This window comes from Rhizobium sp. ERR 1071 (genome assembly GCF_007828675.1).
GTDB lineage: Bacteria > Pseudomonadota > Alphaproteobacteria > Rhizobiales > Rhizobiaceae > Rhizobium > Rhizobium dioscoreae.
In genome coordinates this window covers 127,014-141,308 of sequence record NZ_VITM01000007.1, presented here as the reverse complement: position 1 = coordinate 141,308, position 14,295 = coordinate 127,014, and the positions used below count along the sequence as shown (strand labels likewise).

Annotated in this window: 13 protein-coding genes; 6 read left to right on the top strand and 7 right to left on the bottom strand. The window is 60.4% G+C overall.

All coding sequences use genetic code 11. The features are described from left to right. Position 1 precedes the first annotated feature (1 nt). A complete protein-coding gene (locus FBZ99_RS23250; RefSeq protein ID WP_442966505.1) occupies positions 2–751 on the bottom strand; it encodes a 2OG-Fe(II) oxygenase in 750 nt (249 codons plus the stop codon). Positions 752–985: 234 nt separating this feature from the next. Between FBZ99_RS23250 and FBZ99_RS23245 the strand changes: the two genes are divergently transcribed. After that, the gene (locus FBZ99_RS23245) at positions 986–1,495 is read left to right on the top strand and encodes a cytochrome P460 family protein (RefSeq protein ID WP_145635077.1); all 510 of its coding nucleotides are present in this window, start codon (positions 986–988) and stop codon (positions 1,493–1,495) included. A gap of 156 nt (positions 1,496–1,651) precedes the next feature. Here FBZ99_RS23245 and FBZ99_RS33220 read toward each other — a convergent pair whose 3' ends face one another. Then, positions 1,652–1,807 carry a hypothetical protein gene (locus tag FBZ99_RS33220; protein WP_173004652.1) on the bottom strand — a complete coding sequence of 52 codons (156 nt, stop codon included), beginning with the start codon at positions 1,805–1,807 and terminating at the stop codon, positions 1,652–1,654. Between the two features lie 125 nt (positions 1,808–1,932). Here FBZ99_RS33220 and FBZ99_RS23240 point away from each other — a divergent pair, with 125 nt between their 5' ends. After that, positions 1,933–3,216: an epoxide hydrolase family protein gene (locus tag FBZ99_RS23240; RefSeq protein ID WP_145635075.1), complete on the top strand. Its 1,284-nt coding sequence runs from the start codon at positions 1,933–1,935 to the stop codon at positions 3,214–3,216. 157 nt (positions 3,217–3,373) lie between these two features. On the opposite strand, the gene FBZ99_RS23235 is transcribed toward FBZ99_RS23240, so the two are convergent. Next, a complete protein-coding gene (locus FBZ99_RS23235) occupies positions 3,374–4,525 on the bottom strand; it encodes an MFS transporter (protein WP_145635073.1) in 1,152 nt (383 codons plus the stop codon). Positions 4,526–4,787: 262 nt separating this feature from the next. Between FBZ99_RS23235 and FBZ99_RS23230 the strand changes: the two genes are divergently transcribed. Beyond that, positions 4,788–5,702, top strand: a complete 915-nt coding sequence (locus FBZ99_RS23230; RefSeq protein ID WP_145635071.1) for a hypothetical protein — start codon at positions 4,788–4,790, stop codon at positions 5,700–5,702. Between the two features lie 115 nt (positions 5,703–5,817). Here FBZ99_RS23230 and FBZ99_RS23225 read toward each other — a convergent pair whose 3' ends face one another. After that, entirely contained in the window at positions 5,818–7,029 is a 1,212-nt protein-coding gene (locus FBZ99_RS23225) for an MFS transporter (RefSeq protein ID WP_145635069.1), read from the bottom strand. A gap of 11 nt (positions 7,030–7,040) precedes the next feature. Next, a complete protein-coding gene (locus FBZ99_RS23220; RefSeq protein WP_145635067.1) occupies positions 7,041–7,865 on the bottom strand; it encodes an aldo/keto reductase in 825 nt (274 codons plus the stop codon). Positions 7,866–8,033: 168 nt separating this feature from the next. Between FBZ99_RS23220 and FBZ99_RS23215 the strand changes: the two genes are divergently transcribed. After that, complete coding sequence (locus tag FBZ99_RS23215; RefSeq protein ID WP_145635065.1) at positions 8,034–8,942, top strand: LysR family transcriptional regulator; 909 nt, start codon at positions 8,034–8,036, stop codon at positions 8,940–8,942. A 75-nt stretch (positions 8,943–9,017) separates the two neighbouring features. On the opposite strand, the gene cueR is transcribed toward FBZ99_RS23215, so the two are convergent. Then, positions 9,018–9,467 (bottom strand): Cu(I)-responsive transcriptional regulator, encoded by a 450-nt coding sequence (cueR, locus tag FBZ99_RS23210; protein WP_113355845.1) that lies wholly within the window; start codon positions 9,465–9,467, stop codon positions 9,018–9,020. A gap of 399 nt (positions 9,468–9,866) precedes the next feature. Between cueR and FBZ99_RS23205 the strand changes: the two genes are divergently transcribed. After that, positions 9,867–11,342, top strand: coding sequence for a multicopper oxidase family protein (locus tag FBZ99_RS23205; protein WP_145635062.1), 1,476 nt, complete (start codon positions 9,867–9,869; stop codon positions 11,340–11,342). A 264-nt stretch (positions 11,343–11,606) separates the two neighbouring features. Continuing rightward, positions 11,607–12,941, top strand: coding sequence for an acetyl-CoA hydrolase/transferase family protein (locus tag FBZ99_RS23200; protein WP_145635060.1), 1,335 nt, complete (start codon positions 11,607–11,609; stop codon positions 12,939–12,941). Between the two features lie 155 nt (positions 12,942–13,096). Here the strand turns inward: FBZ99_RS23200 and FBZ99_RS23195 are convergent, their stop codons facing one another. Next, positions 13,097–14,188: a porin gene (locus FBZ99_RS23195; protein ID WP_113396260.1), complete on the bottom strand. Its 1,092-nt coding sequence runs from the start codon at positions 14,186–14,188 to the stop codon at positions 13,097–13,099. Between the last annotated feature and the right edge of the window lie 107 nt (positions 14,189–14,295).

Genomic DNA, 14,295 nt, shown 5'->3' with positions numbered 1-14,295 from the left:
CTTAGCGGGCGTCATGAAAGATGATGCCGACAGTGTGGCGCTTGCCTGAGCGGACCCGGCTTACCCCGTGCCTGAGATTGACACGGTAGTTCCCCTTGGTTCCCCGCACGGGCCGATTATGGACTGCGAAGGCGACGGCATCACCTTGTCGAAGCGGCACGACGTCCACGCGGCTTTGCATGCGCGGCCGCTGTTCGGTCAGGACAAACTCACCACCGGTGAAATCCCGCCCCGGCTCGGACAGCAGAATGGCCACCTGGATTGGGAAAGCGAGTTCGCCGTAGAGGTCCTGATGCAGGCAGTTGAAGTCTCCCGGCACGTATTGCAGCAGCAGCGGCGTCGGACGCCGCTGACCGGCCTCGTGGCATTGCCTCAGGAAGGCGGCATGCTCATCGGGATAGCGTTCCTCAAGGCCCATGCGTTCATTCCACCGGTTTGCGATATCGGCGAGACGAGGATAGAGCGCGGTGCGCAATCCACCGAGAAGCCCTGGCAGCGGATAGTTGAAATAGCGATATTCGCCTCTTCCGAAACCGTGGCGCGCCATGATGACGTGGCTGCGGAAATGACGCTCCTCGGGATAAAGGCCGGAGATTGCGTTGCATTCATCGGGTGCGAGAAGCTTCGGAAGGACGGCGCAGCCGAAGCCGTCAAGTTCTCCCGCCAGCGACGGCCAATCATAGGCGTCGACCCGGGCCACGATGGGGCTTTCCAAGGAACCCGGAGCAAAAGTAGAGATCGATACGTTCATGTTCATATCCTCGGTCTGGGCGGGCTTTCGAGGGCGTTCGAGGCCTGCGAATGCCGCGATAACCTGGAGCCTAGCGCCCGAACCGGAGCTGCCGCCACCCGATTTCCGATGAGCGGCTCACACGAATGGGCCTCGCCGGCTACATTGCGATACAATCGCGCCGTTTCCTGAAATCTCGCGGATACAATTCCAGGCGATCTTCCCGCGAGATCATCCATCAGGCAGGAGGCCAGAATGAAATTTGCGTTCCTCGGTGCATTTGCCGTCTCAAGCCTTGCCGTCGGCATCGCCGCTTCGCAATCGGCAGGTTCAGCAACGCCGCCGGAAAATGCCTCGCCGATCTATGGTGTGACCATACCGGAAGGCTATCGGGACTGGAAATTCATCGCGCCCGCGCAGGAAGCTCCGCCGCTCGATGAACTTCGCGCCGTGCTCGGTAACGATATCGCCATTGAGGCCTACAAGAAGGGCACGCTGCCTTTCCCGGATGGCTCGATCCTCGTCAAGCTGGCCTACAAGCGCAAGCAATCGACGGAGTTCGCGCCGGCAACGGTGCCGGGAGCGCCGACGACGGTTCAGGTCATGGTGAAGGATTCCAAGAAATATCCGGACAGCCACGGTTGGGGTTTCGGGCGGTTCGTCGATGGCAGGCCGGTCGATATCGCCCAACATGAAACTTGTCTCAGCTGCCATGTCGGTAACGTTAGGGATCACGATTACGTCTTCACGCGCTATGCGCCGTAAGGTGCGCTAACGCGATTAAGTGGAATTTGCCGGCCTGATCTCAACATAGGCGGCCGGCCGGCTATCCATGGTTCTCCTCCCGCCGGGATAGCCGCCTCTATTTGGCCGATGGGCGAGCGTTGCTCCGAGCAAGCAGCCATCGAACCGCTTCCATCTTCACGGAAGACAACTTTCAAAAACCCGCGCAATCTCCACGGTGCCGCCTCGGGAGAGGTCTCCAAATTCTTCTTCGCCGGCTAATTGGGCAGGTTCCGGAATTCCGGCCTGCATTTTGTCGGTGGCAAAGTCAAAGCGCGCAGTTCTGTATTCCATTGTAGCCTCGGTCGATCCGGACACGGAAGGATACAATTTGACTGGGTTGAGCACACAACCGGGATACACGCCGAAAGCAAAACTTCGCGGCATTCAACAAACCTCCCAACCTTTTGGAGATCCTGATGTCGCCTTTATCCTTCTCAATGAACAGACGTGCCTTTGTGACCGCCGCTGCCGTCGCTGGAGCAGCGTCGCTCCTGAAGCCTGCCATGTCCTTTGCCGCATCGGACGCCTTGCCTGATGGTGTGAAGCCGTTCAAGGTCCATGTTCCCGACAGCGCGATCGCCCAGTTGAAGCAAAGGCTTGCGACGGCACGCTGGCCGCTCAAGGAAAATGTCGCTGATGATTCTCAGGGCGTGCAGCTCGAGCGTCTGCGCGATCTCGTCGAATATTGGGCCGACGGTTATGATTGGCGAAAGGTGGAACAGAAGCTCAATTCCCTGCCGATGTTCGTGACCGAAATCGACGGGCTGGATATCCACTTCATTCACGTGCGCTCCCGGCACGAAAACGCGATGCCGCTGATCATGACCCATGGCTGGCCTGGCTCGATCCTGGAAATGCTCAAGGTGATCGATCCCTTGACGAATCCGACAGCGCATGGTGGCAGCGCCGAAGATGCCTTTCATCTCGTTGTGCCATCGATCCCCGGTTTCGGCTTCTCCGGTAAGCCGACGGCGAGGGGGTGGGGCTCGGACCATATCGGCCGCGCTTGGGGCACGCTGATGCATCGTCTTGGCTATGAGCGCTTCGTCTCGCAGGGCGGCGACTGCGGCTCCGTCATCTCCCAGCGCATGGCGCTTCAGAACGTACCGGGATTGCTCGGTATCCATCTCAATATGCCTGGGATCGTCCCCAAGGAGATTGCCCATATTCTGGCTGCTGGCGATCCCGCTCCGGCCGATCTGACGGATAAGGAGCGTGCCTGCTTCGACAAGTTGGCGGAGTTCTACCGCGATAGCTCGGGCTATGCCAACATGATGGTCACCCGTCCGCAGACCATTGGTTATTCGCTCGTCGACTCGCCGGTGGGTTTGGCTGCCTGGATCTACGACAAGTTCGCCACCTGGACTTATAGCAACAAGCAGCCGGAAAAGGTCCTGACCCGCGACGAGATGCTGGATGACATCTCCCTTTACTGGTTCACGGAAACCGGAACCTCCGCGGCCCAGATCTATTGGGAAGACCATTCCAACAATTTCAATGCCATCCAGATTCCGACCCTGCCGGTCGCGGTCAGTGTCTTCCCGGGCGAAATCTACCAGGCACCAAAGACCTGGACCGAGCGCTGCTATGGCAACCTGATCTACTTCAACGAAGCTGACAATGGCGGGCACTTCGCGGCCTGGGAGCAGCCGGCGATTTTCACCAACGAAGTCAGGGCGGCATTCCGCTCACTCCGTTAAGCGGACAAGGCGTCTGACGTGGTGAAGGCACCCGCAGGCAAGCGATGCCCCACGCTTGGCCGCGGAAGAGGGGGAAGCGCATAGCCTTCCCCCTCGCCAGCCGATAACGGATGCTGGCTGATTTGATCCAGCCGATTCTCGCTAGATCGCTGAGTCCTTACGCAAAGGCGCTTCGGCGTCCAGAAAGCGAACCCACACCCATCAGGCCGGCCAGGATAACCGGGATGCATACCAGATACGCCGTGCGAATGCCCGCGTGTTCGGCAATGAATCCAAGCAAGGGCGGCGCCAGGAAGAAGACGACAAAGGACATCTGGCCGAGGGCCGCGACGTTGACATGGGCCGGGCGGTCAGTGCGCTGGGCGGCGGCCGAGACCACAAGCGGATAGACCGCGCTGCAGCCGGCGCCCATGAAGGCAAATCCCAGAAGCGCGACGTTGGGGTGAGGTGCCAGCCAGACGGCGCAAAGCCCGGTTATCGCCAGGAGCATCAGGGAAAGCGCGACGCAGCGGGAGCCGTAGCGATCGACGAACCCGTCGGCGAACAATCGCGTCAGTGCCATGAAGAAGGTGAACAGCGTCAGGCCGAGGCCGCCGACGAAGGGCTCGACGTGAAAGACGTCGCGCATGTAGATCGCCGACCAGTCGATGCCAGCACCCTCGACCAGGAATGCCGCGATGCCGATGACGCAGAGCGGCAAAAGGCCGAGCGTCGGCAACGCGATGTGATGGGTCTCGACATGATCCTCGGTCGGGCGGGCCGGCGCGTTGCGCATGCCGGCAATGGTAATCGAGCCGACGATGAGGACGAAGATAAATGTCAGGCCGAGATGCACGTGCATCGGCACGCCCTCCTGCCGGATCACCGACGACACGAGTGCCGTCACAAAGAAACCGAGGCTCCAGAACCCGTGCGCCCGACTCATGACGCCGCGGCCGAGCTGGGCCTCGATGCGATCGATCTCGACGTTGAGATTGATCTCCAGCGCACCTGCCAGCAATCCCTCGCAGAAGAGGACAGCGAAGACCAGCGGAGCCCAGCCCATCCACGGCACGAGCGCGAGGGATGCGGAGGTTCCGAGCACGGTGATGAATGCCGTCTTGCGCGTGCCGAGGCGTGCGACGATCGGGGAGACGAAGGTGAGTGATATGAGCGCGCCGATCGCCGCACCGATCAGTGTCAGGCCGAGCTCGGATTTGTCGATGCGCAAGGCATCCTGCAGATCGGGAAGGCGCGAAAGCATCGCGCCCATCGAGACCGCGAAGAGGAAGAAGCAGACATAAATTCGCTGCTGCGGTTCAAGACGCATTACGGCGCTCCAGGGAATCTGAACACGAGGGATGGAAAGGGTCTATCTGAAAGCAACCTGCGCTGGCAATACGAAGGCTCTTAATTCATCAGACAAATTAGAAGCGTGGGCTAATTCGGCAAGTGCGCGCGACCGATCAGAAACAAAACCCGCGACTGGACAAAAAAATTCGCCGACCTAACTCAGCCGGCGGGACACGCATAAATCGCATCGCTCTCATTTTTCATCCTTCGTCAACAGATCAGGAAACGGCAGATCAGATATGGGATTAGCACCGCTCACCAGGCCGGCGGGCCAGACGTCGCAAACGGATTTGAACAGCTACAGGCTGATACCGCTCTCCAGTTGCCCGATTCTAGGCAGCAGTGCGGCATCGGGACTGCCGTCCGGCGTCGTTTTTTCCGGCCGGTCCTTCGAAGCGGCAACCGACAACCCCCTATCCTGCTGCGGCCGCTATAACCTGAGGAACAGTCTGCATCAGGGCGTAGCGGCGATTGGCGATGACGGACATCTGATCTTTGCCGTCAACAGCTGGGTGAGCGGGCAGCGCTGCACGGTCATGGGTGCCTTCGACCCCATGGGCAAGCCTGTCGCGCCGACCAGACCCCAGCAGGATTTGCTTGGAAAATATTTCCAGTCGCCCGAGCGTCCCATCGTTCTCGATTCAAAGGCGAAGAGCGACATCGGCTTCAAGACGAATGGGCTCAATCCGAACGTTGGCGTCTATGTCGGCAACAAGACGATCATCTTCGACGTCAAGGCACGGTCGTCGGATGGTAAGACCGAAGGCAGCGCCACGATCACGACCGATTTCAACGGCAAGGTTCAGGATCAACTCTACGAGCTGTCGACCAAGGGTAACAATTCGTCCCTGAGTGGCAGCTATGAACGCAGAGGCACCCAGACAGCGGAGAGCCTGAAAGCATCATGGGACAAATGGTCCTTGGAGGGCAAGCATTCCCGGGATGGCACAAGCAGGAACCGCGAGCTCAATCTTTCCTATCGCGCCACGGATAAGATAACGATCAAGGCCTCCTGGAGGCCGGACGTGAAGCCGCCATCCACGCCTCCGCGCATAAGCGACTATTCGATCTTCTCGGCCACCAACCCCAACCCGCCGCCGGCTCCTCCGAACTATAGCAACTACATGATCACGCTCGAAATCAAACTGCCCTGAGCAAGGCTGTTTCAATTGAGTTAGGCCGTCCGCGGCGAAAGACCGTGGACGGCTTGATTTTAGCGGGCAGGGCATCGAGAAATTTTGATGCTTGATACGGCGGCCAGTGGATTGATCATGCGCCACAATTTGCCGGCAGCGACGACGGCTTGCGTGTGCCGATCAACACCAGTGCCAGGCCGGCGGCGGCCAGCAGACCGCCGGCGATCGAGACCGCCGCATAGCCAAAACCAAGGCTGATGACGGCGGCACCCGTTGCGGCTCCAAGGGCGTTACCAAGATTGAAGGCTCCGACATTGATGGAGGAGGCAAGGCCTGGCGCTTCCGCCGCCGCTTCCATGACGCGCATCTGCACGGGCGGAACGATCGCGAACGCCGCGCCACCCCAGAGAAGCAGGCCAATGGCGGCTCCTGCGTGGGTGATCATTGCCAATGGCAGCGCGAACATGATGGTCGCGAGCAAGGCCAGGAAGATCTTGGTCGCGCCGTCGAGCGACCAGTCGGCCAGTCGTCCGCCAAGCCAGTTGCCGATCGTGAAACCGATGCCGATCAGCACCAGTCCGAGGGTCACGAAGCTATTGGAAGCGCCGGTGAGTTCGGTAAGCGTGGGAGCGACATAGGTGTATAGCGAGAACATCGCGCCCGCGCCCATGACGGTGGTCGCCATGGCGATGAGAACCGTAGGATGGGTGAGCACGGCCAGTTCCCGCCTGATATCAGGCATGGCACCGCGCTCGCCTTTCGGAAGAGCGATCCAAAGCGCGGCGATGGCGGCGACACCGATCAAGGCGGTTCCAGCGAAGGCCATGCGCCAGCCGATCGCCTGACCGACCCAAGTCGCGGCCGGCACGCCGCCGATATTGGCGATCGTCAACCCCATGAACATGGCGGCGACCGCGCTTGCCTGTTTTTCCTTCGTTACCACGCTTGCCGCCACGACGGCACCCAGGCCAAAGAAGGCGCCGTGGTTGAGGCTGGTGACGAGCCGGGCAAGCAGCAACGTGAAGTAGCCCGGCGCCATCGCCGACATGAGATTGCCGATCGTGAAGATGCTCATCAGCAGCATCAACGCCGTGCGCTTGCCGAAGCGACTGAAGGCGAGCGTCATGAAGGGGGCGCCTACCATGACGCCGATCGCATAGGCACTGATGAGGAGGCCTGCCGTCGGGATCGAGACATCGACCCCCTTGGCGATGACCGGGAGAAGTCCCATCGGCGAAAACTCTGTCGTGCCGATGCCGAAGGCGCCGATCGCAAGCGCGAGAAGAGCCCATCGGGCGTGAGAGGGTGTTTGGGCCTTTTCGGCCGTCGAAATCTTGGCGTCCATGTTGAAACTCCTTAGGCGTCCCATTGGGGCGCGAGGCCGGGTGGGCTGACAATACGGCCATCGGGGCGGGCGAGAGCGGCGATGGCGATCATATCGGCCTCGTCGAGATTGAAGTCGAAGATCGCGATGTTCTCCTTGACGCGCTCGGGATTGGCGGTCTTGGACAGTGCGATATGGCCCTGCTGGATCAGCCAGCGCAGCCCGACCTGCGCGGCGCTCTTGCCGTATCTGGCGCCGACCCGCTGCAATACTGGCTCTTTCGGCACGGCACCGTCGGCCATGCCGTAATAGGCGGTGATTGCGACATCGTTCGCTTTCGCCGCCGCGATAAGGGCCTGTTGAGGCAGATAGGGATGGATCTCGACCTGATTGGTCACGATCGGCGTGCTGGAAAGTCTGGCCGATTCCCGCATCTGCGCGATATTCTGGTTGCTGACGCCGACGAAGCGGGTCTTGCCGGCGGCCTTGACGGCGTTCAGCATTTCGATCTGGTCGGCGACCGGCACCTTGTCGCCCGGCCAGTGCAGCAGCAGGAGATCGACACGGTCGGTCTTGAGCTTGTCGAGGCTCTCGTCAACCGAAGCGGCGAACTTCTCCTTGCTGTAATTGTCGACCCAGACCTTGGTGGTCAGGAAGAGGTCGTCCCGTCTTGCGCCAGCCGTTTGCAAGGCCCTGCCGAGCGCTGCCTCGTTCTGATAGATCTGCGCCGTATCGAAATGACGGAAGCCGGCTTCGAGCGCGGCCGGGATGACACGCTCCACTTCCGCATCCGACATGCGGAAGACGCCGAAGCCGAGCGCGGGAATTGCAGCGCCGTGGGCGGTAACGGTGAGCATCGAAAACTCCTTTTTGAAAATCTCGACGGCCTTGGCCGCCTTGAATGGATGCCGCGCCGGATTTGAAGGCGCGATTTCTTCGGCCTATGAAATAGAGAGAGCATCCGCGCTTGATAATTGGGCAGCTTTTCACATTATTTGTGAAACCAAATCAAAAATAGGTGCTCCATGGACAATCGCGTCGGGGAGATGCAGGTATTTCTTCGGGTGGTGGAAGCAGGCAGTTTTTCCGAAGCGGCGCGCCTGCTGCGCATGACACCGTCCACCGTCAGCAAACTGATCTCACGCATCGAATCCCGGCTCGGCGTTCGGCTTGTCGAACGCTCGACGCGACGGCTATCGCTGACCCTGGAGGGGCGGATCTACTATGAGCGCAGCCAAGCCCTGCTGCATGATCTCGACGAGGTCGAGCAGGAACTGGCGCAGGGCGCGACGTCGACGGGCGGCGCTGTACGGGTCAACATTTCCGTTGCCTTGGGCGTGCTCGGACTTGAACCGCTCTTGCCGGAATTCTGGCAGAGTTATCCCAATGTCGTCGTCGATCTCTCGCTGTCGGATGAAATCGTCGATCTTTATCTCGACCGTACCGACGTCGCTTTTCGGGTCGGGGCCTTGCCGGCGTCAGGCATGATCGCGCGCCGCATCGGCATTGCCCGCCGCAAGATCGTCGCCGCGCCCAGCTATCTCGATCGCCATGGAATACCGCTGACCGTCGATGATCTCTCGCGGCACAATTGTCTGGGGTTCAATTTCCGCCGTCTCGCGCCCGTCTGGCCGGTAAGGGAAAGCGGCCGCATCGTCGATCGCGCCATGACGAGTTCGCTGCTCGCCAATAATGGCGAAACCGTGCGGCGCATGGCGCTGGCGGGTGTGGGGCTTGCCCGCATGGGGGACTATCACGTCCGCGCCGACATCGCGGCCGGCCGTCTCATCGAGGTACTCGCCGATGTCGTCGAGCCGGATGAGGAGCAGATCCATGCGGTCTTTCTCGGCGGCGCGCGCATGCCGCAGCGCGTGCGCGTCTTCCTCGATTTCGTCGTGCCTCGCCTCCGGCAATTCCTTGAAGGGGAAGCCTGAGCGGCCTTGGTGGGGATTTAATCCCGGCCATGTCCTGTGCCGGCAGTCCGCCACCGGGACGTTGGCAGGCAGGGATCACTGCAAGGGCCGGGGTATCGCGCCGGTTCGAGGCTCGATCGACAGATTTTCGTCCTCCTGATCGGTCTCGAGCCGCTGCAGGATCGGGCAATGCGGACGATGGTCGCCCTGGCAGGAATTAACGAGCATGGTGAGTGTGTGCTCCATGTCCTGCAGGTCGGCGATCTTTTTTTTCAGCGCTTCGATATGGCCCTGAGCCAGGCGCTTGACCTCGGCGCTCTGCCGGGTTTCGTCTCGCCAGAGTTCCAGAAGCTCGCTGATTTCAGCGACGGCGAAGCCGAGATCGCGTGCCCGGCGGATGAAGCGCAGCATGTGCACGTCGTTATCCGAATAGTCGCGATAGCCCGATGCCGTCCTGCCGGCGGCCGGAATGAGGCCGGTTTCTTCGTAGTAGCGGATCATCTTGGCCGAAACGCCGGATGCCTTTGCCGCTTGTCCGATATTCATGAAGCTTCTCCAATGACAGGCACCGCCTGATTGTCGCCGATGGCAGGTGGCCCTTCCAACCATGGGAAGGTCAATAGCATATTTTTCGCCAGGGGGCACTTGACCTTACCACGGTTGGAACCTCCACCTTGAGCACCATGAGATCAAAACCCATGAGAATTCTCGATGGGCCCACGGTCAAGGTCGAGACGACCGCCATTCAACCGCTACCCGGACACGTGGTCGAACAAGCGGGCTGGCAGGCGGTCGCGAACTGGGCAACCAAGGTCATGAAAAGCTCTCCACGATCACCATCGACGCAGAGCCGGTTGAAGGCGCCTTCGGTTCAAGGACCAAGGAGCGCGAGGCTGCGGTGAGCGGCCTAATGGGGACATTGCCGTGAGTAAGAGGAAGCAATCGATGCACCGACGTCGTTTTCTAACAGGGCTGGCGGGCCTGGCGATTTCCGGGCCGGCCGCGGCCCAGATGATGCATGACATGCGACATATCGGGGCAAACGGCGCTCATGACATGCCGATGAGCGGCGGCAAACCTGTCTTGCCGGAAGGGCGGCCCTTGCGTGAGTTGCCGCGCTTGATGAACGAGGCTGGCGAAGCGGGTCTGTTCAAGGCAAGGCTTGCCGCCGAACCGGGCTCGGTTCGTTTCGCCGAGGGGCTCGACACGTCCGCGCTCCTCTATAACGGCGGAAATCCGGTGATCGAGGCGCATGAGGGCGACAGGGTCGAGATCAGTTTCAGGAACGGCATTCCCGATGAGCCGACGACGGTTCATTGGCATGGGATGCCGGTGCCGGCTGATCAGGATGGCAGTCCTATGGAGCCCGTCGCCTCGGGCAGCGAGCGCCTCTATGCTTTCGATCTGCCTCTAGGCAGCGCCGCATCCTATTGGTTCCATCCCCATCCGCATGGCCTTACCGCCACGCAGGTCTATCGCGGACTCGCGGGCGTCTTCCTGGTCAAACCCAAGGATGACCCGATCCCCGCCGAATATGGCGATACGATCCTGATGTTCACCGATCTCCGGATCGGCGAAGATGGAAGCATGCCGGCGAGCAACATGATCGATCTGATGAATGGGCGCGTCGGCGATCATATCCTAGTCAATGGCCAGAGGAATCCGGTCCTGGCCGTCGCGAAAGGGGAAAAGCGTCGCCTGCGCCTCTTCAACGTGACAAATGCGCGGTTCCTGCGGCTGACATTCGAGAATGCCGCCATGGTGCTCGTTGGAACGGATGGCGGCCTTATCGAAGCTCCCGTCGGCATAGACGATTTGTTGCTCGCTCCCGCCGAGCGCGTCGAGCTCATCATCTCCTTCGACAGACCTGGAGCGGCGAAGCTTGTCACGCTCGACTACGAGCGTGGGTGGATGGGGCCGGGCAAGCCCGAAGAGGCCGGCATGACCTTGCTGACGGCAAATGTCTCGGAGGAAGCCGCGCCTGTCGCGCCGCCGCTTCCCGCGAAGCTGCGCACCATTGACCGCCTCGCAGAGCCGGCAGTCACGCGTCGCTTTGTATTGACGGAATCCATGGAAGGCATGGAGATGAAGTTCCTTATCAACGGCGCCAGTTTCGATATGAAGCGCATTGACGAAGTCTCGAAGGTTGGACAGGTCGAATTGTGGGAAATCGTCAATCAGGCGGACATGGACCATCCGTTTCATGTGCATGGGGCGCAGTTCCAGCTTGTCGAACGCGAAAGAGATGGCGCGGTCACCAAGCCGTCCTACCACGCCTGGAAAGACACTGTGAACGTTGCCGCCGGTGAGACGGTACGCATCCTGCTACGACAGGATTTGCCGGGACGGCGCATGTATCATTGTCACATCCTCGAACATGAAGATCTCGGCATGATGGGCACAGTCGACGTTAAGGCCTGACAAGCTCGGTCATCAATCGAAGCGAAGAGGGAAGATTGTCGTTCCCCTCATCCTTGGCCTCGAACCTAGATCAGGTTGAGGCCGAGTTCGCTTTTGTCGGTGTGGATGTGCTGTTCGGGTCTTGCGCGAACAGCGGGTTCGGCGCTTTTATGTAAGCGCGTCCTACTGCAGCGAAGTGTTCGCGGCGACCTTGGAGGAGGGTCGATCGCGATCCCGCAGTGGATGCCAAATTGTGCTGACGGTGGCATTCAAGGGGAGGACTCGATGGCCGCTAATCATCAGACGCAATACCGCGAACGCGTGCGCTCTGCCCATGAGGCCGTTGCCTTGATACCATCGGGCGCGAAGATCGCCATGCCGATCGCTGCCGGCCAGCCGCCGGCCATTCTCGCGGCATTGGCCGAGCGCGCGCGGGCCGGCGCGGTGGACAATGTCCGGCTCTACTACCTGCTTTGTACAGGCGTCGCCGGCTCGAGCGTGCTCGACTTCGACCTGCGTGACAGCATCATTCCCATGAGTTATTTTCATGGAGCGGTGGATCGCGCCCTGGATAAGCGGCGAATGGCCGAGATGCTGCCGGCCGCCGAAATCGTGCCGTGCCATTTCAGCCAGGTGCCGCGCTCCCTGGTGGAGCATGTGGGCGTCGATACGTTGATTGCCACCGTCTCGCCCATGGATGCGGACGGGAATTTCAGTCTCGGCGCCAGCACGGATTATGCCCTGGCGGTCGCCCGCAAGCCCGGTGCCCGGCTGATCCTCGAGGTCAATCCCAGCATGCCCTATGTGCGGGGCAATTGCATGATCCCGGTCTCAAGCGTCACCGCGCTTGTCGAGAACGACGCAAGCCTGCCGGCGCTCTCTGCCGCACCTCGCTCGGAAGTCGATGATGCGATCGGCGCCATCGTCGCGGGACTCGTGGACGACGGCGATTGCCTGCAGATGGGCATCGGTGCGTTGCCGGACGCTGTTTGCGCCGGTCTATCCCAGCACCGCCACTTGGGCATCCACACCGAAATGATGACATCGGGACTTGCCGCTCTGGTCAGGGCCGGCGTGGTCGATAATAGCCGCAAGCAGATACATGTCGGGCGAACCATCTTCACCTTTGCGCTGGGAGACAAGCCGCTTTACGACTTCCTGAACGATAATCCCGATGTCGAAGCACATCCCGTGGATTATGTGAACAATCCCTTCGTCATCGCCCAGAATGACCGCATGGTGTCGGTCAATGCCACGCTGCAGATCGATCTCAATGGCGCGTGCAATTCCGAATTCGTTAATGGGCGGCAGTTCAGCGGCACGGGCGGGCAGGTGGATTTCGTCCGAGGCGCCTATGGCTCACGCGGCGGCCGCTCGATCATCGCCTGTCATGCGACGGCGGCCAAGGGAACGCTTTCGCGTATTGTTCCAACGCTGACAGGTCCAGTAACGACGTCGCGCAACGATATCCATATCGTTGTCACGGAATATGGCTGGGTGAACCTCAAGGGAAAATCGGTGGCGGAGCGGGCGAGGGCGATGATCGCGCTTGCCCATCCCGATTTCCGGGAGGAGCTGGATCGGGCTGCCCACCAGGCGGGGTTCTACGCGCCGGATTGACGTCATCAGCGTTGATCTTGCATGGGGATAAGAAGAACCCGGGGGGAAATCGGATCCTTCCGGCTTTGATCGGACGTCAACCGATCGATGGAAGAAGCCTGACGGATTGGAACCTCAGGCTTCTCATACCCGGCGCTAAGCCGGGTAATTCCATATTAGAAGCTACGCTGGAAGCGCAGGATACCAGCCCACTGATCCTGGTTCACGGAATCGAAGTTGGTGTAGGAGACTTCCGGCTCGATGAGCAGGTTCTTGACCGGGTTCCACTTGACGTTCGTGGTAGCGGCAAAGATCTTCGAGTCGGTGTAGGCGAGCTGGAGGTTCCACTTCAGCTTTTCGTTGATCGGAACGCCAACGCCGCCCCAGACAGCCCAGTCACCCCAGCCGCACTTCGATGCATCGTTAGCCGGGCAAGAAGAGCGAGCCAGGTTGGTGCCCGCGTACTTGTTCAGGTTGTCGCCGTCCGTGTTCCAGCCGCCCATCAAGAAGGCCGAGAAGACGCCGAAGTCAGCATCGACGCGAGCCTTGATGGCGCCTTCCGACTTAATGGAGTCGTAACCGCCGACAACCTTGAAGCCCCATGCGCCGGACTTGAAGCCGGCACCGGCAACGACGTCGGGAGCGTAGTGGTTGGCCTTGTCGTCGCTTGCCCAGCTCGCGCCATAACCAGCGCCCGAGCCGCTGGAGTTCGAGTCTTCAACCGAGACGACAGCCGTGAAGCCGTTGCCGGCATCATAGGTGTAGGTCAACTGGTTGAGTTCGTACGGGCCGTCATAAATCACGTCGTCGTTGATGACGTCGCCGGCATAGCCGATGTAATAGTTGAACTGCGAATCGGCCTTACCGACCAGGAAACCGCCGAGGCTGATGTTGGCGAACAGCAGCTTGGTGGAGGTCGAGTTGCCTTCCTGCCAATCCCAACGGATGACCGTGTTGGTCTTCAGCGGGCCGTATTCGGTGTCGGTCGCGGTGTCGAGGCTCAGCTGAGCGCGGGTATGCCAGAGAGTGCCGTTGTGGCTGTTGGCATTGTAGGCATCGTACCACTTGCCTTCGGTACGGACCATGCCGCCGACCTTGAGGCAGGTTTCGGTACCGGGAATGAAGAAGTAGCCAGCACCATATGCGTCGCAGATGCGAACGTATTCCAGCGGCTCCGGCTCAGCGGCGACGATCGCGTCAGCAGCATGAGCACCGGATACTGCCGCCAGAGCGGCAGCGGAGCCGAGAAGAAGGCTCTTGATGTTCATTGTAAACTCCTTGTCGTAATTATTTCTACGCAATCCAAGGAGCGAGCATAATAGGCTGCCATGGAAGTGCTCCCCGCAAACAGGAAGCCAAACCAGGCGCTGCATCT

What these genes read in the sequence shown, in the direction of transcription:
- FBZ99_RS23235 (WP_145635073.1), bottom strand. Translation starts at nt 4,525, where the DNA reads ATGCGTCTTGAACCGCAGCAGCGAATTTATGTCTGCTTCTTCCTCTTC.
- cueR (WP_113355845.1), bottom strand. Translation starts at nt 9,467, where the DNA reads ATGAATATCGGACAAGCGGCAAAGGCATCCGGCGTTTCGGCCAAGATG.
- FBZ99_RS23230 (WP_145635071.1), top strand. Translation starts at nt 4,788, where the DNA reads ATGGGATTAGCACCGCTCACCAGGCCGGCGGGCCAGACGTCGCAAACG.
- FBZ99_RS23195 (WP_113396260.1), bottom strand. Translation starts at nt 14,188, where the DNA reads ATGAACATCAAGAGCCTTCTTCTCGGCTCCGCTGCCGCTCTGGCGGCA.
- FBZ99_RS23205 (WP_145635062.1), top strand. Translation starts at nt 9,867, where the DNA reads ATGCACCGACGTCGTTTTCTAACAGGGCTGGCGGGCCTGGCGATTTCC.
- FBZ99_RS23250 (WP_442966505.1), bottom strand. Translation starts at nt 751, where the DNA reads ATGAACGTATCGATCTCTACTTTTGCTCCGGGTTCCTTGGAAAGCCCC.
- FBZ99_RS23225 (WP_145635069.1), bottom strand. Translation starts at nt 7,029, where the DNA reads ATGGACGCCAAGATTTCGACGGCCGAAAAGGCCCAAACACCCTCTCAC.
- FBZ99_RS23245 (WP_145635077.1), top strand. Translation starts at nt 986, where the DNA reads ATGAAATTTGCGTTCCTCGGTGCATTTGCCGTCTCAAGCCTTGCCGTC.
- FBZ99_RS23220 (WP_145635067.1), bottom strand. Translation starts at nt 7,865, where the DNA reads ATGCTCACCGTTACCGCCCACGGCGCTGCAATTCCCGCGCTCGGCTTC.
- FBZ99_RS23240 (WP_145635075.1), top strand. Translation starts at nt 1,933, where the DNA reads ATGTCGCCTTTATCCTTCTCAATGAACAGACGTGCCTTTGTGACCGCC.
- FBZ99_RS33220 (WP_173004652.1), bottom strand. Translation starts at nt 1,807, where the DNA reads ATGGAATACAGAACTGCGCGCTTTGACTTTGCCACCGACAAAATGCAG.
- FBZ99_RS23200 (WP_145635060.1), top strand. Translation starts at nt 11,607, where the DNA reads ATGGCCGCTAATCATCAGACGCAATACCGCGAACGCGTGCGCTCTGCC.
- FBZ99_RS23215 (WP_145635065.1), top strand. Translation starts at nt 8,034, where the DNA reads ATGGACAATCGCGTCGGGGAGATGCAGGTATTTCTTCGGGTGGTGGAA.